This window comes from Thermosynechococcus sp. TG215, from assembly GCF_031583455.1.
Lineage (GTDB): Bacteria > Cyanobacteriota > Cyanobacteriia > Thermosynechococcales > Thermosynechococcaceae > Thermosynechococcus.
Map to the genome: position 1 here is coordinate 2409533 of NZ_CP134178.1, position 21722 is coordinate 2431254.

At 55.5% G+C, this 21722-nt stretch carries 20 protein-coding genes and 1 pseudogene; 16 read left to right on the forward strand and 5 right to left on the reverse strand.

Features of this window, described 5'->3' with window-relative positions; genetic code table 11:
* Positions 1-36: 36 nt before the first annotated feature.
* The gene (locus RHJ02_RS11800; protein WP_302678374.1) at positions 37-342 is read right to left on the reverse strand and encodes a hypothetical protein; all 306 of its coding nucleotides are present in this window, start codon (positions 340-342) and stop codon (positions 37-39) included.
* A 347-nt stretch (positions 343-689) separates the two neighbouring features.
* Between RHJ02_RS11800 and RHJ02_RS11805 the strand changes: the two genes are divergently transcribed.
* Positions 690-2183 (forward strand): UDP-N-acetylmuramoyl-L-alanyl-D-glutamate--2,6-diaminopimelate ligase, encoded by a 1494-nt coding sequence (locus tag RHJ02_RS11805; RefSeq protein ID WP_310800251.1) that lies wholly within the window; start codon positions 690-692, stop codon positions 2181-2183.
* A gap of 41 nt (positions 2184-2224) precedes the next feature.
* A complete protein-coding gene (locus RHJ02_RS11810) occupies positions 2225-3697 on the forward strand; it encodes a helicase C-terminal domain-containing protein (RefSeq protein WP_206200327.1) in 1473 nt (490 codons plus the stop codon).
* On the opposite strand, the gene larE is transcribed toward RHJ02_RS11810, so the two are convergent.
* Positions 3669-4481 carry an ATP-dependent sacrificial sulfur transferase LarE gene (larE, locus tag RHJ02_RS11815; RefSeq protein ID WP_206201702.1) on the reverse strand — a complete coding sequence of 271 codons (813 nt, stop codon included), beginning with the start codon at positions 4479-4481 and terminating at the stop codon, positions 3669-3671. The two genes, RHJ02_RS11810 and larE, sit on opposite strands and share 29 nt — an antisense overlap.
* A gap of 153 nt (positions 4482-4634) precedes the next feature.
* On the opposite strand from larE, the gene psb30 reads away from it, so the two are divergent.
* Positions 4635-4775 (forward strand): photosystem II reaction center protein Ycf12/Psb30, encoded by a 141-nt coding sequence (psb30, locus tag RHJ02_RS11820; RefSeq protein WP_149819710.1) that lies wholly within the window; start codon positions 4635-4637, stop codon positions 4773-4775.
* 19 nt (positions 4776-4794) lie between these two features.
* Here psb30 and recJ read toward each other — a convergent pair whose 3' ends face one another.
* A complete protein-coding gene (recJ, locus tag RHJ02_RS11825; RefSeq protein ID WP_310800253.1) occupies positions 4795-7083 on the reverse strand; it encodes a single-stranded-DNA-specific exonuclease RecJ in 2289 nt (762 codons plus the stop codon).
* A 136-nt stretch (positions 7084-7219) separates the two neighbouring features.
* Between recJ and RHJ02_RS11830 the strand changes: the two genes are divergently transcribed.
* Positions 7220-8791, forward strand: coding sequence for an iron uptake porin (locus RHJ02_RS11830; protein WP_310800254.1), 1572 nt, complete (start codon positions 7220-7222; stop codon positions 8789-8791).
* Here the strand turns inward: RHJ02_RS11830 and RHJ02_RS11835 are convergent.
* Positions 8788-9732 carry a GTP-binding protein gene (locus RHJ02_RS11835; RefSeq protein ID WP_206200329.1) on the reverse strand — a complete coding sequence of 315 codons (945 nt, stop codon included), beginning with the start codon at positions 9730-9732 and terminating at the stop codon, positions 8788-8790. The two genes, RHJ02_RS11830 and RHJ02_RS11835, sit on opposite strands and share 4 nt — an antisense overlap.
* 109 nt (positions 9733-9841) lie before the next feature.
* Here RHJ02_RS11835 and RHJ02_RS11840 point away from each other — a divergent pair, with 109 nt between their 5' ends.
* Together RHJ02_RS11840 and RHJ02_RS11845 are read left to right on the forward strand one after the other, a co-directional pair.
* Positions 9842-10582, forward strand: coding sequence for a DUF561 domain-containing protein (locus RHJ02_RS11840; RefSeq protein ID WP_206200330.1), 741 nt, complete (start codon positions 9842-9844; stop codon positions 10580-10582).
* On the forward strand, positions 10560-11564 hold the full coding sequence (locus RHJ02_RS11845; RefSeq protein ID WP_310800255.1) for an RsmB/NOP family class I SAM-dependent RNA methyltransferase: 1005 nt from the start codon (positions 10560-10562) through the stop codon (positions 11562-11564). Before RHJ02_RS11840 ends, RHJ02_RS11845 begins: the two co-directional genes overlap by 23 nt.
* On the opposite strand, the gene RHJ02_RS11850 is transcribed toward RHJ02_RS11845, so the two are convergent.
* Positions 11468-12595, reverse strand: coding sequence for a hypothetical protein (locus RHJ02_RS11850; RefSeq protein WP_302678381.1), 1128 nt, complete (start codon positions 12593-12595; stop codon positions 11468-11470). The two genes, RHJ02_RS11845 and RHJ02_RS11850, sit on opposite strands and share 97 nt — an antisense overlap.
* Before the next feature lie 38 nt (positions 12596-12633).
* Between RHJ02_RS11850 and glgP the strand changes: the two genes are divergently transcribed.
* From glgP to RHJ02_RS11900, 10 genes and pseudogenes are all read left to right on the forward strand, one after another.
* On the forward strand, positions 12634-15225 hold the full coding sequence (gene glgP / locus RHJ02_RS11855) for an alpha-glucan family phosphorylase (protein WP_310800256.1): 2592 nt from the start codon (positions 12634-12636) through the stop codon (positions 15223-15225).
* A 12-nt stretch (positions 15226-15237) separates the two neighbouring features.
* Complete coding sequence (locus RHJ02_RS11860; RefSeq protein ID WP_206200334.1) at positions 15238-15543, forward strand: nucleotidyltransferase domain-containing protein; 306 nt, start codon at positions 15238-15240, stop codon at positions 15541-15543.
* Positions 15537-16019 (forward strand): hypothetical protein, encoded by a 483-nt coding sequence (locus RHJ02_RS11865; protein WP_310744596.1) that lies wholly within the window; start codon positions 15537-15539, stop codon positions 16017-16019. Before RHJ02_RS11860 ends, RHJ02_RS11865 begins: the two co-directional genes overlap by 7 nt.
* 59 nt (positions 16020-16078) lie before the next feature.
* Positions 16079-16951, forward strand: a pseudogene (locus tag RHJ02_RS11870) (efflux RND transporter permease subunit); the annotation flags it as partial.
* 35 nt (positions 16952-16986) lie between these two features.
* On the forward strand, positions 16987-17208 hold the full coding sequence (locus RHJ02_RS11875; protein ID WP_302678383.1) for a hypothetical protein: 222 nt from the start codon (positions 16987-16989) through the stop codon (positions 17206-17208).
* Positions 17205-18059: a hypothetical protein gene (locus tag RHJ02_RS11880; RefSeq protein WP_286625236.1), complete on the forward strand. Its 855-nt coding sequence runs from the start codon at positions 17205-17207 to the stop codon at positions 18057-18059. The genes RHJ02_RS11875 and RHJ02_RS11880 overlap by 4 nt, the downstream gene beginning before the upstream one ends.
* A gap of 12 nt (positions 18060-18071) precedes the next feature.
* Positions 18072-18758 carry a two-component system response regulator RppA gene (rppA, locus tag RHJ02_RS11885; protein WP_310800258.1) on the forward strand — a complete coding sequence of 229 codons (687 nt, stop codon included), beginning with the start codon at positions 18072-18074 and terminating at the stop codon, positions 18756-18758.
* Complete coding sequence (gene rppB, locus RHJ02_RS11890; protein ID WP_310743093.1) at positions 18751-20103, forward strand: two-component system sensor histidine kinase RppB; 1353 nt, start codon at positions 18751-18753, stop codon at positions 20101-20103. The genes rppA and rppB overlap by 8 nt, the downstream gene beginning before the upstream one ends.
* Before the next feature lie 52 nt (positions 20104-20155).
* Complete coding sequence (locus RHJ02_RS11895; protein WP_310743094.1) at positions 20156-20482, forward strand: hypothetical protein; 327 nt, start codon at positions 20156-20158, stop codon at positions 20480-20482.
* Between the two features lie 45 nt (positions 20483-20527).
* Positions 20528-21682 carry an efflux RND transporter periplasmic adaptor subunit gene (locus RHJ02_RS11900; RefSeq protein ID WP_310744324.1) on the forward strand — a complete coding sequence of 385 codons (1155 nt, stop codon included), beginning with the start codon at positions 20528-20530 and terminating at the stop codon, positions 21680-21682.
* Positions 21683-21722 lie beyond the last annotated feature (40 nt).

The window sequence follows — 21722 nt, forward strand, 5'->3', positions numbered from 1 at the left end:
TGATAGACCTCGTAAGCTGAGAGAAACAGGAGTGCTCTAACGACGGCTGGCAAATTGCGGCAGTTCCACCTGTGACCGTTTGAGGGGGAGTCGCGAACGGGAGGCAAAGCGTTCTTTGGTGAATTCGGCTTGCCACGGTTGAATACCAATGGGTTGAATCGAACGCGGATGGGAAACTGCTGGCATGGTGATCGCGTCTAAGGGTTTCGAGGCGGTTCTGGAGGGAACCTGAACGCGGTGAATTGTCCTGTGCCAAGAGGTTTCAATCTGGCGGCGAGAATTGGCGATCGCTTGCCATTCTTGATCATCCATGTTCCAGTCTGTTTTGTGCCACTCACTCATCACCCAACACCCACACCTTAATGACATGTTATTATTCGGATTTTTATGAACTAGATTATCGGAATTTTAACAAAAGGCAAGCTTTGGGCAAAAATTGTCACAGGATGCTAGGGGGACAGCCTGTAACTCCCGTCACCTGCTGTGTTGAGCAATTACGCCAATCCGCTAGGGTCCATGCGCTTTCAGTGCAACTCAAGACACTTCACAAACTGGTACGTGCCTAGGCTGCATCTCCTCTCGCAGAATTCCTCATCCATACAGCGGGGTCGTTCATTGCCGTATCTTTTACAGCCAAGTGCCGTAGTGCCACAATACCCTAAACGGCCTATCACTGGAGATGCACAGCCATGAACCTACGGGAACTCCTGACGGCGGCAGAGATTACGCCGAGTTTTGAGCATCCTGCCCTCGATCAAGAGGTGAAGTCCCTGAGTACGAATTCTTGGGAGTGTCAGCGTGGCTCGTTGTTTATTGGCATGCCTGGCACGCGGGTGAATGGGGGCAATTTTTGGCCAAGTGCCTTGGCAGCGGGGGCGATCGCGGCTGTGGTGTCTCCGCAAGCCAAACCCCGTGAGGGAGATGCCTGTGTGATTGTGGTGCCCGATATTGAGCGTGCCTGTGGTCGGCTCGCGGCTGCTTTTTATCATTACCCCAGCCAGCATCTCAGCCTGCTAGGGGTTACGGGTACCAACGGCAAAACAACCACCACCCACTTGGTGGAACATCTCCTCAACAGTGTGGGCTATCCAACGGCACTCTTGGGAACGCTCTACAGTCGCTGGCCGGGACACTGTGAGATTGCCAGTCATACCACGCCCTTTGCGGTGACCCTTCAGGAACAATTAGCGGCAGCAGTCGCAGCGGGCTGTCGGTTTGGGGTGATGGAGGTGAGTTCCCATGCCTTGGCGCAGGATCGGGTGTGGGGCTGTCAGTTTGAGGTGGCGGCTTTTACCAACTTGACCCAAGATCATCTGGATTATCACCGCGATCTGGAGGACTATTTTGCCGCTAAGGCCAAGCTCTTTACTGCTGACTATCTCAAGGGTCGAGCAATTCTCAATGGCGATGATCCCTTTGGCCAGCGACTGGCTCAACAGTTGCCGCGCGATCGCTACTGGACCTATGGCCTCAGCGAGAATGCTGATTTTCGGGCTGAGCATCTCACCTATCGTGTCAATGGCGTGACGGGCACGGTTCATACCCCTATCGGTAGCGGCACCCTAGACTCGCCGTTGGTGGGACAGTTTAATGTGGCCAATGTGCTGGCCGCGATCGCCATGGGGGCAGCGGTAGGACTCCCCCTAGAATCGATGCTGAAGGCGATTCGTGATTTTGCGGGGGTACCGGGGCGGATGGAGCAGGTGCGCATTAGCCCAGACCAAGAGATTACGGTTCTTGTGGATTATGCCCATACCCCCGATAGCCTTGAGAACTTGTTAAAAGCTGCCCGTCCCTTTATTCCCGGTAAGCTAATCTGTGTCTTTGGCTGTGGGGGCGATCGCGATCGTACCAAGCGTCCCCAGATGGGAGCCATTGCCGCTCGCCTTGCGGATCAAGTGGTGGTGACATCCGATAACCCGCGCACCGAGGATCCCCGCCGCATTCTTGATGACATCCTTGCTGGTATCCCACCGCAAACGCCGCTGATCGTTGAGGCCGATCGCCGTCAAGCGATTCTGCAAGCCATTCTGAGGGCAGCGCCGGGTGATGGCGTGATCATTGCTGGCAAAGGTCATGAGGACTACCAAATTCTGGGCACTGAAAAAGTCCACTTCGACGATCGCGAGGAAGCCCGTACTGCCCTCGAACAGCGACGCAAACAACAACTGAATCAAGGCTAACGTGCCACAATAGGGGATTGTTGTTCCACAGCGAGCAGATTGTGATTGAGGCAGAGGTTCACCGCCAATTACGGGCATTTTTACGCAGCAGTGGCGATCGCCGGTGGCCTCACCATCTCACCTTGGCGCGGCTGGTTGCCCGTGCCCTACGGCTGCAGCGGGGGTGTTTACTTCAAGTCACTCAGCGGGCAGTGTTGCAACATCGCTATGGCCTGAGTTATCTGCTGCCGCTGCTGTTGTATCCTGAACCGGCCCTGCTCGTCGTCCCCCAAGAGCGACTGACACGACTACTGCACCAAGAAATTCCTGAACTCCTCACCTTCCTTGCGGTTGCGAAACCGATTCAGCATAGCCCGTACCCGCAGCCAGCCTTTGAGGGGGTGCTTGTAATGAGCCTCGAGGACTGGTGTCGCCACGCCACCGCCCATCCCAACGTTGTCACGATCATTGATGGCATTGAAGCCTTGCCCCAAATTGCCCAGCAGCAGATGACCTGCACCATTACCACCAGCGATTGGGAGCACCTGAAACTCGCGATTCCCAGCGCTGTTGGTGCGATTCGCCAAGTCTATGCCCAGTTGGTGCAGCACCTCTTTCAGCGGCCTCAGAATCCCTACGGCGACTATCTGCTCACCCCTACAGAACAGCAACCGCTCCTTGAACTCCTGCATCAATGGCCGCAGGCGCTACCTCCCCAATGGTCGCAATTGCGGGACTACCTCAACCGCAGTGACACGGTGATTTGGGGACGGCGCCACCCCACGGTGGGGTACTTCAGCCTCCAAGGACACCCCCTCAGTTTCCGCGCCTATTTTAAGGAGCTTTGGTCGCAAGCGCCTTTTGTCCTCATCGGCAGCGGCCCCGATACAGACTCCCCTCTAGCCTATGTGCAGCAGGAACTAGGGATTCCGCCCCAAACGACGATTAAATTTGCCAGCGATCGCCACAGTGAAGCGATTACCCTTGCGATCTCCGAAGACTTACCTCTCCCCAACACCCCGGAATTTGCCCCAGCCGTCCTGCGGCGTCTCTACGATCTTATTGGCACGATTGGCCATCGGCGGGCGGTGATCCTTGTGAGTGATGTGCCGCTGCGGGAACAGTTGGCCACCCAATTGGCTGCCCTCTACGGTTCACGGGTACAGGTGGAGACGCCAACCCTTGATACGAACACGATTTTAGTGACGGGGGAAGCCTTTTGGCTGCGTCATGGGGCGCAGTTGCCTTGCCCGGCGCTGTTTGTCTTGACCACACTGCCCTTGCCCTCGCCGGAAAAAGCGGTGGTAAGTGCCCGCATTGAATGGCACAAGCAGCAAAAACAGGATTGGTTTCGCCAGTATCTCTTGCCAGAGTGCTTGACGATATTGGATCGCGCCCTTGCCCCTGTGCGTCAGGATGAAACGCTGGTGGCGATTTTGGATCGGCGGCTCACGGAGCGCAGCTATGGCCGGGAAATTCTCCAGAGTCTCAGTCCCTACAACCGCGTTAGCGATCGCGCCCAATCACCGCGTTGAGTTTGCCACTGCGAAAGCCCTCCAGATCCAAGGTGACATAGGTAAAGCCAAGGGACTGAAAGTGGTTCACCAGCTTCTCCAGATCCATCATCGTCACAAAGTGGGCAATCTGCGCTTGGGGCACCTCAATGCGCGCCGTATCGCCATGACTGCGGACGCGGCACAGTTCCCAGCCCTGCTTGCGCAGGTAGTATTCGGCATGGCCCACCCGTTGCAGCTTGGCAAGGGTAATTTCCTCACCGTAGGGAAAGCGCGAACTCAGGCAGGGTTGAGCAGGTTTATTCCACCACGGCAGACCCAAGGATTTGGCAATTTCGCGCACCTCTAGCTTGGTAATCCCCACCTCGGCAAGGGGCGATCGCACCCCCCGCTCTTTGGCCGCAGCAATGCCGGGGCGATAGTCTTGGAGGTCATCAGCATTTACACCATCGAGAATGTAGTCATAGCCCCACGCCTGTGCCAGTTCCCGCAGGCGATCGTGGAGTTCACTTTTGCAGAAATAACAGCGATTCACCGGGTTCGTGGCGTAGTTGGGATTGTCCAGTTCATGGGTTTCAATGAGTTCATGGCGAATGCCGATGGCCGCCGCCTGAATGCGGGCATCCTCTAGATCCGCTGGAAAGAGCGAGGGGGACACCGCCGTGACTGCCACCGCGCGATCGCCCAAGACATCCTGAGCAACTTTGGCCACAAGCGTACTATCAATGCCGCCAGAGTAGGCAATCAAGGCTTGATCGAGTTCGCCAATGAGATCCCGTAAGGCCGCTAGTTTGTCCACGCCCATCACCGACCAATGTTCCGAGAATTCTGCTCCTACAGTGTAGCTTAGGGATAGACGCAGCAAGCTCAAGCGCCCATTAAGCAAATGCTGCGAGTGCTCCCCCCTGCTCTACAATAAAATCACGAACTAATAACCGCTGATTGCTCGGGAGAACCTATGGGAATTTTCAATGGCATTATTGAGTTTCTTAGCAATATCAACTTTGAAGTGATTGCCCAACTGACCATGATTGCCATGATTGGCATTGCAGGGCCGGCAATTATCTTCCTACTGGCTGTGCGGCGCGGCAATTTGTAGGCCATTGTTTTGCCAAGAATTAGGAAGTCTCCCACCTTTGCGCTAGCCGTGCCAAATCCTTAGCTTGCAGCTGATACCAGCGTTGCAATCGTGTTAGTTCTGCGGTAATGCTCAGGGTGGGAGCAAATCCTTCACAGCCATAGCCCAAATGGCGCAGGATCGCTACAAGCGTACAGGGAGCAATCCAATAGGTTTGACTCAAGGCTAAAAGATTCACCTTAGTCTGTTCTTTGAGGTCATTTTGAATTGAGAGGATGAGGGTTGTCAGCGGAGCGATCGCCGGTCGTTGGCACCCTACATAGACCATTTCTGGTTGGGCAATGGCCAAGAGCCAACGCAAGTGGGTGGCAGAGGGCGGCAGTGACCAGAGAATGAGGGTGCGACAGCGATCGCGGGGGCGATCGTAGTGAATGATTGCCGTGGTTAAGTTCGGGGGGACCTCAGGACGGCCATAGCCATAGAGCAAGACATTGTCCCGCAACTGCGGCAGGAGCGTTGTCAAAGGCGGTAGGGGTTGCCAATGGGGAAGCGGGTGACTGGGTGGATCAGGGATGTGCCACGCCAGTGAGGGTTTGACGCCCTTGAGTTCCAGTTCCAACTGGGTTTCGCCATTCCAAGTGTGGGCTGTGAGGTGATAGGCAATATCGACCGTGGTGGGCAACGGAAAAAATTGTCCCCAGCGCCAAGCCTTAGCGGTCATCTGCCGCCCATTCTGCTCTAGGGTGAGTTGCAGATGTTCCCCCTGCTGACCCATGGGTGCTTGTTCGAGAATCTTGACCCCGCGACTACAGAAAATTGGCTGCGGATTCTCACTGCCAAAGGGTTGCAGTTGCTCCACTTGGGCGTAAAAGTCCCACGTCAGCTGCTCAAAGGAGACTTCGGCGTCAAGGGTAACAAGGGGACGCAGATCCTCTGGTTTGAGACAGGTTTGGGCAAAGGCTCGCAGGCGATCGCGCCAAGTCGCTAAATGCTCTGCCCGTAGGCTAAACCCCCCGGCTGCCCTATGACCGCCATATTTCAAGAGCAGATCCTTGGTCGCTTCAAGGGCCTCAAAGACATGGAATTCGGGAATACTGCGAATTGAGCCGCGAATGGTTGTCTCATCTTCATAGGTGCCAATAAACACCGGTACGCCGTAGCGCTCCACGAGCCGCGAGGCAACAATGCCAATGACCCCATGGTGCCAGTCGGGCTGGACGATCACTAAGACCCACTCCTGTTGGGGATCAAAGCCCGTCTCTTCAAGGTGGGCGATCGCCTGTCTCTCAATCTCAGCACAGAGTTCCTGACGGCGACGGTTGGTTTCCTCACACAGGGCTGCCAGTTCCTGAGCACGCTGCGGATCCTCGGTGGTCAGCAGGTCAATCACCACTTGGGGATCACCAATGCGGCCAATGGCATTGATGCGTGGTCCCAGCCGAAACCCTACCGCTGTGGGCTTGAGGGCGGTATTCTGGGCTGGCAAACAACCCGCCATCTGCATCAGCGCTTGCACCCCCACAAGAGAAGAGGTGGGAATTGTTTGTAACCCCTGCTTGACCCAGCGGCGATTCACCCCCATCAAGGGCGCCAAATCCGCGATCGTGCCAAGGGTACACAGTTCCCGCAAAGGCCGCACCAGTTCCCGCCAGTTGCCCAATCGCTGTGCCAAGGACAGAGCAAGAGTATAGGCCATCCCCACCCCGGCTAGGGTATGGTAAGGGGATGTTGGCGGCACCAGTTTCGGATTCAGAATGGCATGGGCAGGGGGCAGTTGCTCCGGCACATCGTGGTGATCCGTCACGATCACCGTCAGTCCCAGTTCCCGGGCCTTAAGAATGGGCTGGTGGGCAGCAATGCCGTTGTCCACGGTGAGAATCAGTTTCACACCCCGCTCGTAGCAGTCTTGAACAATCCGCTCATTGAGGCCATAGCCTTCCTGCATGCGGGAGGGAATTTCATAGTCAATGTCGGCTCCCAAATGGCGCAGCGCACGCAACAGCAGAGCGGTACTGGTCATGCCATCAGCATCGTAATCGCCACAAATGGTCATTTTGTCACCGCGGGCGATCGCCTGCTGCAGGAGTTCCACTGCCAGATCAAGGTCGGGAAAGACCGTTTGCGGTGGCGGTAGCGCTAGAGTTTCCGGCTCGAGAAAGGCCTGTACCGCTTCTGGAGTCGTCAGACCCCGCCGCAGATAAATTTCCGCTAGTGATGCGGGGCAACCCAAGGCCTGCCTCAAGGCGTCACAAGACTCGAGATCAATGGGTGGCAAGAGCCAACGTTGCTGGGGAAGGGCACCCATAATGCGGCGGGGGGAGATAGGCAAAGCGATAACCCCAATGCTAACTTGAGCGTGGCTTCGGTTGACAGACCGAAAAAATAGAATAATAATCGTTACCATTCTCATTTAGCCTTGGTGAATTCCCGAGGCCGTGTCTTGGTGTGAGGTAAGGAGGTCAGTGATGGAAAAATCCCTAACAACGGTTATGGTGGCTGCCATTCACCTTGCACTACTCAGTCCAGCCGCTGTTGCTGAACCTAGGATGCCCGCTCCCGCCAGCATCGGACAGGTGACCTCTGTCTCCCAACTGTCTGACGTGCGCCCCACCGATTGGGCCTATCAAGCCCTTGCGTCCCTTGTGGAAAAGTACGGCTGTATTGCTGGCTATCCCGATGGCACCTTTCGGGGCAACCGTGCCCTGACGCGGTTTGAAATGGCGGCTGCTTTGAATGCCTGCTTGGATGTGATTAGCGATCGCTTTGCCACCAAGGAAGATTTAGCCACCTTGCAACGGCTTAGGGAGGAGTTTGCCGCCGAACTGGCCACCCTACGCGGACGGGTGGACAACCTCGAAGCCCGTACTGCTACTCTGGAGGCCACGCAATTTTCAACAACCACCAAGCTCTCTGTGGATGCCGTGATGGCCTTTCAAGCCGGTGGCAATACTCGCCAAGTCGTTGACCCCATCTCTGGGAATACGTTCACTGGGGGCAGCTACAATCCGACGGTGATTAGCAAGGTGGAGATTAACCTCAATACCAGTTTTCGCGGTACGGATTTACTGACCACGACCCTCGAAGTGGGTAACAACGGGTTAGATACGTTTGGGGCAACGGGGATTGGTACTGACGGCTTGATTGCCGGTGGCGCTGCCGATTACAGTGGCGTTGGCGCAAATGTGGAATTATCTCGACTGTTCTACAGCTTCAAGCCCACAGAGGATTTAACGATTGGTGTTGGGTCGCAATTTTATCCCAGTGATATTGTGGATACCAATAGCTATGCCAACGATTCTTTCACGGATTTTAGTTCCAATTTCTTTATCAACAACCCGCTGATTGTGCCCTACGCCGTCAATGATCCCGGTGGGGCGGGTGTCAGTATTGAATGGAATCCGGGAGGCGGATTCTTCACACTGCGCGGTGTTTATGTGGCCGCTGCAGCGGGAGCACCGACGGGTATCCCTACGGGAGGAGGTCTTTTTGGCGATCCCTATCAGGGAACCGTGGAACTGGAGTTTGCCCGTGCCTTTGGTGCCAATGAACGGAACAACTTTGCGGTGCGCCTGCAATATACCAACTCCTCAACCCTGAATATTTCCCAGAATGCCGGCGGTGTCAATGTGGAACTCACCCTCGGTAAGTTTGGCCTCTTTGGCCGCTATGCTTACTCCGATATGAAACTCTATGGCGATGGAGCAACGATTAATGGCTTGGGGCCATTTACTGTCCCTTTCCTTGGTGGCCAAGTGAACACCACCGCACAAACATGGATGGCGGGTTTGGCCTATCGGGACTTGTTGGCGGAAGGATCATTGCTAGCAGCGGCGGTGGGTCAGCCCTTTATTAACTCGTTGGCATCACAACCCGGGATCAATGATGCTACCCAAACCAACTATGAACTCTTTTTCCGCTATCCCCTCAGCGACAATATCTCAATTACGCCTGTGTTTATGGCAATCACCAATGCCAACAATAGCGCTACCAATAGCCCCATTTTCCAAGGGCTGATCCGCACCACGTTTAGCTTCTAAATCAGACACGCCCTAAAGGCTTGGCGGAGCTGGTGCTCATCAAGGTTACGGCCAATAAAGATGAGTTCATTGCGCTGATGGCCAAGGGGGCGATCGAGGGGACGACCATCAAAGAGCATATGCACCCCCTGAAAAACAAAGGGCTGGGGCTGCTCCGCGAGGTGCAAAATCCCCTTCATGCGGAAAATATCGGGGCCTTGGGTTTGCAGCAACTGGCTCAGCCACGTTTGCAGCTTAGCGCCATCCAATTTGCCCTCAGCAACAATGGCCACAGAACCCACAGATTCATCGTGTTCATGGTGATCTTCGCCAAGAAAGTCTGGGTCGAGTTCGAGGGCCCGCTCAAGGTCAAAGCCCCCCACATCGAGGATGTGCTCCATGGGGATGGCGGCCTGCTGGGTGCAATACACTTTGGCCAAGGGGTTCATGGCATGAATGCGATCGCGCAACTGGGCGAGGTCTGCTTCGCTCACCAAATCCGTCTTATTGAGCAAAATCACATCGGCAAAGGCAATTTGCTCTTGGGCTTCGTCCGCTTGCCAGTGGTAGTGAATGTGCTTGGCATCCACCACGGTAATCACGGCATCTAGGTGAGTTTGGCTGCGGATGTCCTCATCCATGAAGAAGGTTTGAATGACGGGTGCGGGATCGGCAAGCCCCGTGGTTTCAATAACAAGGTGATCAAACTTGTGCCGCCGCTTCATCAGGTTGCCAATGATACGGATCAAGTCGCCGCGCACCGTACAGCAAATGCAGCCATTATTCATCTCGAAAATTTCTTCATCGGTATTGACCACCAGTTGATGATCAATGCCCACTTCGCCAAACTCGTTGACAATCACAGCGACCTTCTTGCCGTGTTCGTGGGTGAGAATGCGATTGAGGAGTGTGGTTTTACCGGCACCCAAGTAGCCAGTGAGCACTGTAACGGGAACGGTCATAGGCTGGACAACAGCTAGAGACTCTTTGAGCCTATCAAATATCCGTTACAGTCGTTGTGAAAAGGGCTGTAGGATAAAAAAATGCACAACTACGGAAAGTTTCAAGTCTATGCTGCATCCGCGTTTAGCCGCTGCCTTTGAGCAGCGTTCTGTTCTCAAGATTATTAGTGGCCTCAACAATTTTGATCGCGATCGCGTGCGGGCGGTGGTGACTGCTGCCGATCAAGGGGGTGCCACTTTTGTGGATATTGCTGCCGATCCTGAGCTGGTGCGCCTTGCCAAGGAACTGACGACACTGCCGGTCTGTGTGTCTGCGGTGGAGCCATTACAACTGCTAAATGCCGTTGCTGCTGGTGCCGATCTGGTGGAAATCGGCAACTACGATAGCTTCTACGCCCAAGGGCGGGTGTTTAGCGCTGAGGAAGTGCTGGTATTGACGCGCCAAACTCGCGAGTTGTTGCCCCAAATCATGCTGTCGGTCACAGTGCCCCACACGCTGCCCTTGGATCAACAGGTTGCCCTCGCTGAGGCCTTGGTGGCCGCCGGCGCCGATGTCATTCAAACCGAAGGGGGAACCAGTAGCCAACCCCACCACAGTGGCACGTTGGGTCTCATTGAAAAAGCAGCCCCGACATTGGCGGCAACCTACGAAATTTCCCGCGCCGTTGCGGTGCCGGTGCTGTGTGCTTCGGGGCTTTCGACAGTGACGATTCCCTTGGCGATCGCTGCTGGGGCTGCGGGTGTCGGGGTCGGCTCTGCCGTCAACCAACTCAATAGTGAAGTGGCCATGGTGGCCAGTGTGCGTGCCCTCGCCGAAGCAGTCAAAGGTGCCATCGCCCTCCACCGCTAAGCCTGTGGTGAAGCTCTCCCGATTGGCTGTGGCCTGTGCTAACCGTCTCTTTGAGACTGCCGGCGATCGGGAGCGTTTTTTAGAGGCTCTCACCACTCCCCCGCCCTACCCTGCCACGGTGCTGTGGTGTCGCGAGCCAGCGTCCCCCTTACCCTTTGAACCATTGCCGCCACTTTCTTGGCAGCCCCCTTGGGTGAGTCGCTTTGCCCCCGGCAGCCGTACCGGTCAACACCCTCTCCATGAGGCCGGGGCTTATTATTGCTTGGATAGCTCATCGGTGTTTGCGGCGGTTCCGCTGCTGACGCTGCCCCAAGAGCCGTCATTGGTGATTGATGTGTGTGCGGCGCCCGGCGGCAAGAGCCTCTTTGCGTGGCGATCGCTGCAACCCCGCTACCTCATCTGTAATGAAACCATTGGCAAACGGGTGGGGATGCTGATTAGCAATCTCAAACGCTGTCGAGTGCATCCAGTGGGCGTCACCGCTTGGGATAGTGAAGTGCTGGCTGCTGAGTTCCAAGGCGCTGCTGATGTGGTGATTGTGGATGCTCCCTGCTCTGGGCAATCGCTGCTGGCCAAGGGGCAAAAAGCTGAAGGGTGTTTCCATCCATTGACGATTCGCCACAACCAACGGCGGCAAAAACGCATTCTCGCAACTGCAACAGCCTTGGTGCGCCCGGGGGGATGGTTGCTCTATAGCACCTGCACCTTTAGTCAGGATGAAAATGAGGATGTGGCGGCTTGGCTGATGGCAAGGTTTCCGCAGTGGGTTCCTCAACCTGTGGCGGCACTAGTGGCCTATCAATCCCATCTAGCAGCCTTTCCCTGCTATCGGCTGTGGCCCCACCAAGGGGAAGGAGCGGGCGCCTTTACGATCCTCTGGCAGCATCAGGGGTCTGGGGAAGCCAATCCTTTACCGCAATTGGCTGAAGGTTGCGCCTTGGGCGATCGCTGGCGCTGGCAATCGAATTCCCAACCGGCATAGGTAATGGCAGCAACGGCATTTTGATCTAAACACCGCCCGAAAATGCGACTACCGGCGATCGCGTCCTGACCCATTAAGGTAGCTCCCAGCAGTTGTCCTTGGCGGTTGATCACCACTTGACCCAAGCTCTGACCCTCGGAACTAAACTGCTGAATCTCCCACAGTTGAACGGGTTCCCTGAGGCGTTGCTGGGCTTGCCGCGCATTCCAACCGACGCGGGCAATGGGAACAGGTAGGGCAATCCACCACGGTTGACGGTAGTAATCAAGGGGCAGGGATTTTCGCTGTAAAATCTGGCGGGCGATCGCAAAGGCTTCAAAGTAGGTCAGGGAGGGCAAATGGTACCCCCGCTGCCAACCGCCACAGGCATAGACTTGGGGATGACTGGTGCGCCCCTGGGAATTGATCCGCAGCCACCCTTGAGCATCTCGCTGGAGGCGGTGCAGGTTCAAAGGAGTTGGATCGGGGGCTTTGCGCCTTCCCAGTGGGGGAACCCCTAGACCGAGGCCACTCAGGGCAGCATGCAGGCGATCGTTGAACCACGCATCTTCTGTGGCCACAAGCGGCAGACCTTGTGCATCGGGATGCGAGGCTTTGCCAGACCAGTGGTGCCAACAGGCCAGCTCAATCCTGCTGAGGGCGTCCATATCCTGAGCATCCATTGCCGCAGGCGCATCAAGGAGGAAATAGCCTCGCGCATAGAGGCGATCGCCCCCCACCTGAAAATGACAGCGGGGCTGCCAGACAAATTCCCCCGCCCCTGTGATCACATCGACCCCCACCAATTCCAAGACCCTAGGGGCATAGCGGCGCTGTCCGTGGCTGAGGTGGGCTTGAAAGTGCTGCCACTGCTGAGTATCCAATCTTTGAGGGGGAAACTGCGACAGCCACCAGCGTTGCCACTGCCATTGCCACTGCGCATCAGCGGCTGGGATCACTAGGCCAATCCGCCCCAAGGCCGCACACCGATAGGCAATGTCCAATGCCAAAGGACTCGCCGCCACAATCAGCAAATCATACTCAAAGCGCATAGGAAATTAAGATAGAAACGACGACACTGGCAGCTCCTATGAAGCCCATCCGCATGTTTAACGTTCGTCCTCACTTGCCGCAACGTTTGGAACCCCTGCGGGAACTGGCCTACAACCTCTACTGGACGTGGAACACGGAGGCGATCGCCCTCTTTCGCCGTCTCGACCCAGAACTGTGGGAGCAAACCAACCACAATCCCGTCGCCCTGTTGGGACGTATTCGCCAAGATCGCCTCTTGGATGCGGCGGCCGACAACGGCTTTTTGGCACAGATGGAGCGGGTGATCAGCCAATTTCAAGAATATGCCCAGCCTGTGCAGACGTGGTACCAGCAAACGCGCACGGACGCGCCTCCCGGCGAGTGTATTGCCTATTTTTCCCTTGAATTTGGCTTGACAGAGTGCCTGCCGATCTATTCTGGGGGGTTGGGGGTGTTGGCAGGGGATCACCTCAAATCTGCTAGTGACTTGGGACTCCCTTTGGTGGGGGTGGGGCTGCTCTATCAAAAGGGCTACTTTTCGCAGTACCTCAGTGCCGATGGCTGGCAGCAGGAACGCTATCCCAGCAATGATTTTTATACCCTGCCCCTGAAACTCGTCACGACTCCCCAAGGCCAAGAACTCCGCATCCGGGTTGATTACCCCAATCGGGACGTGCAAGCACGGATCTGGCAAGTTCAGGTGGGTCGGGTTCCCCTTTATCTTTTAGACACAAACCTGCCAGAAAACAGCGCCTACGATCAGCAGATCACCGATTACCTCTATGGCGGCGATATGGATCTGCGCATCCATCAGGAGATGCTCCTAGGCATTGGGGGAGTACGCCTGCTCCACAGCTTGGGGTTGCGGCCAACGGTCTATCACATGAATGAGGGGCACTCGGCCTTTTTGTCCCTAGAGCGGATTCGTCAACTGATCACCGAAGAGCAGCTTACCTACGATGAAGCCTTGCAGGTGGTCAAGGCCAGCCAACTCTTTACCACCCATACCCCCGTGCCTGCGGGGATTGATCTGTTTCCTGCCGATAAGGTGACGTACTATGTCGGCCACTATGCGGAGGCCTTTAACCTTTCGCAGCAGGAGTTTCTCTCCCTTGGCCGTGTGAATCCGGGGGCTTTTCAAGAACCCTTTAGTATGGCGAACCTAGCCATTCATACCGCCAGTTTTGTCAATGGGGTGAGCGCGCTCCACGGTGAAGTCTCCCGCCAAATGTTCCAAGGCCTGTGGCCCAATCTGCCGCCGACGGAGGTGCCGATTACCTCGATTACCAATGGCGTCCATGCTCGCAGTCGGGTTTCTGAACCATTGCAATACCTGCTGGATATTTACCTTGGGCCGCAGTGGTCTGATGCGCCCTTGGCGGATCCCCTCTGGTCGCGGGTCAGCAGTATTCCCGATGAGGAGTTGTGGCGTATCCATGAGATTTGCCGCTATCAGTTGGTGATGTTTGTGCGATCGCGCCTACAACGGATGCTTGAAGAGCAGGGCGCCTCTAGTGCTGAATTGACGCAAGCGGCAGAAGTGCTGGATCCGACCGCCTTGACCATTGGCTTTGCCCGTCGCTTTGCTACCTATAAACGCGCCACTCTCTTTTTGCGGGATGTGGAACGGCTGCGGCGAATTTTATTGGGATCAGTACCGGTGAAAACGGAGGTGAAGCAGCGGCGGCCGATTGTCCAGTTTGTGATTGCGGGCAAGGCGCACCCCAAGGATAACCCCGGCAAAGAACTGATTCAGGAAATTATTCACTTTACGCGCCAAGAGGGCATGGCCAACCACATTACCTTTATCCCGGATTACGATATGCACGTGGCAAAAATGATGGTGGCAGGCTGTGATGTTTGGCTGAATACCCCTTTGCGGCCTCAGGAGGCCTCCGGCACCAGCGGCATGAAGGCGGCCATGAATGGCTTACCCAATCTGAGTACCTTGGACGGTTGGTGGGACGAGGCGGACTATGTGAAAACGGGTTGGGCGATTGGCCACGGCGAAACCTATGACGATCGCCACTATCAAGATCTGGTGGAAGCCAATGCGCTCTATGAACGGTTGGAGCGGGATGTCATTCCCCTGTTTTACGATCGCGATGAAAATGGGGTGCCGCGCGGCTGGGTGCAAAAAATGAAGGCAGCCCTTGCTCTCAATACGCCTCAGTTTAACACCGCGCGAATGGTGCGCGAGTATGCCCATCGGGGCTATTTCCCCGCCAGCGATCGCTACTTTACTCTCAAGGAAAATAACTATGCTGCAGCCAAGGAACTGGCACGCTGGAAAGCCCATATCTTTGAACACTGGTACTCAATTCAGATCATCAGTGTTGAAACCTCGGCTGAGCACAACCTCGAAGTCAATGAAATAGTTGAAGTCAAAGCTGTGATTGCCCTCGGTGCGCTCTCCCCCAATGACGTACAGGTGATTTTGTTCCAAGGGCGGGTGAATGACGCCGGTACCCTAGAGGAGGCTTGTCCTACCCTGATGACGTTTGTGGGTACCACCCCTGAAGGCTATAGCCTGTACACCGCCGAGATGAGCTACGACACGAGTGGCCACCAAGGCATTGCCCTCCAACTGCTACCGCGCCACGTCTATCTGAGTCATCCCTATGAAATGGGACTGGTCTTGTGGGCTTAGGAGAGAATCAGGTTGCGATTAACGGATCAGCAAGTGCAGCAAATTTGCCAGATAGTGGCGGCGCTGGTGGGTAGCGAGGCTGAGGTGTGGTTGTTTGGTTCGCGGGTGGACGATCGCCTGAAGGGCGGCGATGTGGATTTATTGATCCGGCTGTCTCACCCCGTTGAGAATCCTGCCCTTGTCAGTGCTCGACTCAGTGCCAAAATCAGCCGCGCCATGGCAGGTCGTAAAGTGGATATTCTCCTCTGGGCACCCAATCTCCAGCGGCAGCCGATTCACGATTGGGCCCAACAAACGGGAGTTCGCCTTCAATGTTGAGTCCTCAACTTCAGGAACGCCTACATCACCTCTGCCAACTGGTGGAGCGAGAAGTGGCACACCTACAGGTGACGGATCAACGCCTCTTTCAGGAGCCATTTACGGCACGGCGGGCAGCACAATTGGAGGAGGATATTGACCTAGCGGAGCGGGTGGATGCTTTTGTGGCACGCTTTGGTCGCCTTCAAGATACCCTAGGGAGCAAGCTGTTGCCCGCCTATCTGAGTGCCTTTGGCGAACCAGTGGCAACTTTTTTGGAAAACCTTGACCGTGCTGAGCGACTCGGCCTTGTGCCTGATGCAGACGCTTGGTTTACTATGCGGCAACTGCGCAATCAAATGGTTCACGACTACATTCGAGATGCAGCCATTTTAGCCACGAGTTTGCAAGCTGCCCACGAGTTTGTTCCTGTCCTGATTGAAACTGCAACTCGGTTTTGCCAACGAATAAAGCACCAATCGTCCGGCAACTCCTAGCTTTTCATCTTTATTTCATGTGCCTTTGCCAAAATCAGCCTTAGTAACACACTGTGGTAATGCTGAATCGAATTCTTTGGTGGTCAATTGTCCAACGTTGGTTGGTGGTGCTCGGGGCAATCGCCCTGACGATTTTCGGTATTTTTCAACTGCGGCAAATGCCCCTTGATATACTGCCAGAGTTTGCGCCCCCCCAAGTGGAAATTCAAACGGAGGCACCGGGCCTAGCACCAGAGGAAGTGGAATCGCTGATTACGCTGCCCATTGAAAGTGTCGTCAATGGTACGGCAGGGGTCGAAACTGTGCGCTCTGCATCGTCTCTTGGCTTATCTGTTGTCAAGGTAGTTTTTAGTTGGCAAACGAATATCTATCAAGCACGGCAACTGATTACCGAGCGGTTGCAGGAGGTGCGCGATCGCCTACCACCTAATGCCTCACCCCAAATTTCACCGATTACCTCCCTGATTGCCACGATTTTGATGTATGCCCTTGCCCCCAAGGTGCCCACTGCCCCAGATGCCACCTCCCTCATGGAACTGCGACAGCTTGTGGATCAAAAGGTGGTGAATCGCCTCTTGGCAGTGCCGGGGGTGTCCCAAGTGATTGCCTATGGTGGAGATGTGCCCCAGTATCAGGTGCTGGTTGATCCTGATCGCCTCGCCGCACAACAGGTCTCCTTGCAGGACGTGGTGGCGGGGGTGAGTGGCGCCAATGAAAATGCAGCGGGTGGGGTCATTGTCACTCCCGATCAGGAGTTAATTGTGCGGGGCATTGGTCGGGCAACATCAGTCGCTGATTTAGCGGTGGCGTTGGTGGCGCACCGCAATGGCCAACCAATTCGCGTGCAGAATGTGGCAACAGTCACGAAAGGGCCTGCCTTAGCGCGGGGAGATGGCAGTGTTAATGGACAGCGAGCAATTATCCTTATATTGACTTCTATATCCAAGAGGGGGAAGACCATATTCCCGTGGGTACTGCTACCGTTACTGCTGATATTGAAACGCTAACGGGCGATCGGGTCACTCTACCGATGACCTATACCCCTGAGGACAAACACTACACCGCACGGCTAGCCAATCCCGTGGCAGGAGACTATCGTATTGTTCTCCTTAGCACCATCAATGGTCAACCCATTAACAGTCGTTTTCGCTTTCGTTATGAACTCAATCAGGGAGGAAGACAAGAATGATGCTACCACGCTTTATCCAACCCACCCTCTTGGGACTGGCCATGCTCTTGAGTGGGGCGATCGCCACCCTTGGGATTGCCCAGCAACGGCAAATGCCTATGCTTCATGACCACCATCACCTGCACCACAGTCCCAACCATGAGCACGCAGACGGCTCTGCTACGACCCATATGGAACTGCTGAATGCGCCCGCACCTACGCCTCAACAACCAACCACCTTTACGTTGGCGATTCGCACCCACACTGGTGAAGCAGTGACGCAGTTTGAGCGTTTTCAAGAGGCGCTAATGCACCTGATCATCGTCAGTGATGATTTTCAAGTGTTTCAGCACCTGCATCCCCGCTATCTGGGTGAAGGTCAGTTTCAAGTCACAACCACATTGCCCCAAGGGGGAGGCTACACCCTCATTGCCGATTATAAACCCGCTGGCGCTGACGAAACGGTGGCGATGATCCCGATCGCGGCTGAAGGAACGCCGCCCGCATCGAGTACACCAACCGCTCAAACCACCCAAGTGATTGGCACAACGGCAGTCGAACTAAAACTCCCTCAACCCCTCAAGGCTGGATCAGCGGTGGAAGTGGCCTTTCGCCTACGGGATGCTGCCACCCAGCAACCCCTTAGGGATCTGCGCCCCTACCTTGGCGAAGCAGGGCATCTGGTGATTTTGCGAGACACGACTCCCCTCGAACCTGCTGATTATCTCCATGCCCATGCCGTGGATCATCAACCTAAGGAGGTAATCCGTTTTATGACCCAGTTTCCTGTGCCCGGACGTTACAAGCTCTGGGGACAGTTCCAGCGGGGTGAGCAAATTGTTACTGCTCCCTTTTGGGTGACGGTGAATTAGGGGATTGCACGGATGAAGGTGTTGCTGCTTGAAGATGAACCGGATTTAGGAGCCGCCATTCAGCGCGTGTTGCAACGAGAAGGCTATGTGGTGGACTGGGCGCAGGAGGGGGAACTGGCTTGGGCCTATGTTGAGCAGTTGCAGGTGGACTACAGTGTTGCGATTTTGGATTGGATGGTCCCTCGGCTGTCGGGGTTGGAGGTTTGTCAGCGACTGCGTATCCACCACTACACGGTGCCCATTTTGTTGCTGACGGCACGGGATGGCCTCAGCGATCGCGTTCAGGGATTAGATGCGGGGGCAGATGACTATTTGATTAAGCCCTTTGCAATGGCTGAGTTGCTGGCGCGGCTGCGGGCTTTACTGCGGCGATCGCCCCAATTCCAACCCCAGCAATTGTGTCAAGGGGCATTAACGTTAGACTATGGTACCTTCACCCTGAGAAATAGGGCGGGTACTGAGGTGCAGTTAACCGCTAAGGAATTCCAGACCTTGGAATACCTCATGAAACGCCCCCAGCGGATTCTCAGTAGCGACCAACTGATGATGCAGCTTTGGGAAGTGGGCAGTGAACCCAGTAGTAATGTAGTGGCAGCACAAATTCGCCTGCTGCGCCGCAAACTCGCCCTCCTTGGTCAAGAGCACTGCATTGAAACCGTCCATGGGTTAGGCTATCGCTTTGTTGTCGATCATGGTTGATCATAAGCTCTTCCGCCACAGCCGCAGTCGTCTTGCCCTCTGGTATGCCCTCACCATGAGCGCTATTCTCAACGGCATGGGCTGGGGAATGTACGCCATCATCAGCCATTTTCAGGCACAAACCCTCCGGCAGGAGATGGCCTCCGTTGCTGGCACTCTTCACGATCAGTTGGAGGCAAAGCTCACTCACGCAGGTCAGTTTAATACCACTGTGCTGGCAACACTGCCGGGGCTATGTCGCGCGACTCAACCCTGTGCCCATCCCCCCCTTGATCCTCAGCGGCATGTGTTGGGTCTGAGTCAACAATCCCGCTACTATTTGGTGTTTTGGAGCGGGCAGGGTCAGCCCATCGGCTACCTAGGCGTGCCTCCCTTTGTGGAGTTTCCGCCCCAAGACTGGCAAATTATGGTGGCGACGGATGGCCAACGCTATCAACAGCACCGCGTTTTCCTAAAAACGGTGACGGGTGCACCTTGGGGGTATTTTGTCCTTGGGCGATCGCTCCAATTGGAGGATCAGCGATTGACGATGCTGCGCTGGTTACTGTTGACTGGACTGCCTTTGGGCATGACACTCATTGGTTTTGCCGGTTGGCACTTAGCAGGGCGAGCGATGGTTCCCATTTACCAAAGCTATGTGCGCATGGAGCAGTTTACCGCTGATGCGGCTCACGAACTGCGCACTCCCGTTGCCGCCATTCGCGCCACTTTGGAGGCCTTGGCGACGGATCCAGATCCTGCCCCAGAGGTCGTGGCACAAACCTTGAATGCTCTCCAGCGCCAGAGCCATCGCCTTACGGATTTGGTGCAGGATTTGCTGTTGTTGTCGCGGCTGGATCAAACTGAGAGATTGCCAATGGCAGAACGCTGCTGTCTGACCGAACTCATTAGTGAGGTGGTGAATGAACTTGTGGTCTTGGCGATCGCCGGCGGCATTGATCTCCATTGGCAGGAAGGCATGGCTCCCCAACTTTACGTGTGGGGGATTCCCAGTCAACTGAGCCGCGTCATTCGCAATCTGCTGCAAAATGCACTCCAATATACACCCGCAGGCGGGCAGGTAGAGGTAACGCTACACCAACAGCACCAAGAGGCGGTATTCACCGTCACTGACTCTGGTATCGGTATCGTAGCAGCGGATCAGGAGAAGATTTTTGACCGCTTCTATCGCGTTGCTAGAGATCGCGGGCGGCAACAGGGCGGAGCAGGGTTGGGATTGGCAATCGCCCAAGCAATTCTCCATCACCATCGCGGACGGATTCAGGTTAAGAGCGACTTGGGTCAAGGCAGTACGTTTACCGTATATTTGCCACTATCAACAAAAACCGACCCTCAATTTCATTAACATTTCATCGGCTGCCGTCAAAATAAGTCATGGCTCGCTTTGAGGCGCAGAAATGTTGAAGTGGTTGCGATCGCCCCTTGTTTTTTTGGTACTGTTGTTGCCCCCTGCAGCCTACAGTCATGCTGGGCATGGAAACGAGTTTCACGCCCCCACAGCGGGGACTGGGCCGACGGCAGTCGAGGTGGACGCGACTACCCAAGAGCAATTGGGGCTGCGGTTAGAAACGGTGCAACCCCGTCCGCTGGCTGCCATTTTAGAGGTGACGGGTGAACTGGTGGCGTTGCCCAATCAGCAGGCCGTAGTAACCATGCCCGTACGCGGTACCCTACTGCGGTTGCTGGTGCAGCCGGGCGATCGGGTTCGTGTCGGCCAGCCCTGAGCCATTCTGGCTAGCCCTGAACTGGCGGAACTGCGAACCAGTGCTTTGGATCGCCAAAGTGAAGCCCTCATGAGTGTACGGGCGGCGGAAGCAGATCTGCGCTTTGCCCAGCAAAATTTCCAACAACAGCAACGGATTGCCGCTGCTACCTTCCGCGAAGCGCAAGTCAAAGTCCAAGCGGCGCAAGAACGCTTTGATCGCGAACTATTGAATGCCGGTGCCATTGCCCGGCGAGCTTTTTTAGCCACAGAAGAGGAGTTAGCAGCCGCCCAAGCCCAACTTGCCCAAGCCCAAAGTCAACTCCCCCCTGCTGAAGCCTATGCCCAACTGCAACGCGCCCAAGCCCAAGTGGCGGTAGCTCGCGATCGGCTACACCTCAGTCAACAGACCTACCGCACCCGCCTGCAACAATTGGGCACAACCGCCAATGCCGATGGCAGTGTCACGATCACAGCTCCCATTGCTGGTACGGTGGTAGAGCAAAGGATTACTCCCGGCGAGGCCAGTGAAGATGCTGGTAAACCCCTCCTCAAAATTGTCAATGGCGATCGCCTCCAAGTTGTTGCTTACCTTACAGAAGCACAGCGAGCACAGGTGGCTGTGGGTCAAGCTCTAAATATCACTGTTGCAGGACTTCCCAATCGTGTTTTCCGCAGTCGTATTGAACTCATTGATAGTGTCGTTGATCCCGCCACGCAGCAAGTTGCGGTACGCGCCAGCTTGGCTAATTCCAGCCAAAAACTCAAATCTAGTAGCTTTGCGACTGTCCAAATTTTTGACGATCGCCAAACCCGCAATGCCGTGATGATTCCCCAGTCCGCGATCGTGGAGCCAGTCGATCAGCCCCCCCTTGTGTTTGTGCAGAATGGTACTGCCTTTGAAGCTGTCGAAGTGACCCTTGGCCAGCGAGTTGGCGATCAGGTAGAAGTGATTAGCGGTCTTTATGGGGGCGATCGTATTGTTACCCAAGGTACGATGCAACTCTATGCCCAATCTCTGTGGGGGGATACCTCAACCGCTACTTCAGACACAAAACCGGAAACAGACTCTCCACCGTGGATTTGGTTGGGGGCGGCTGTTGGGGCGATCGCTCTATTTGGGGCAGGTCTAGGTTGGCAAGCCTATCGAACACAACGGCTGAATTCCGCAGCGCATACCGAACCCTCTCAATCTTCTACCCCCACGAAGGTCAACCCTTAGAAATCGCAAAATGCCACTCGATCTTCTCCATTCTGAGGGG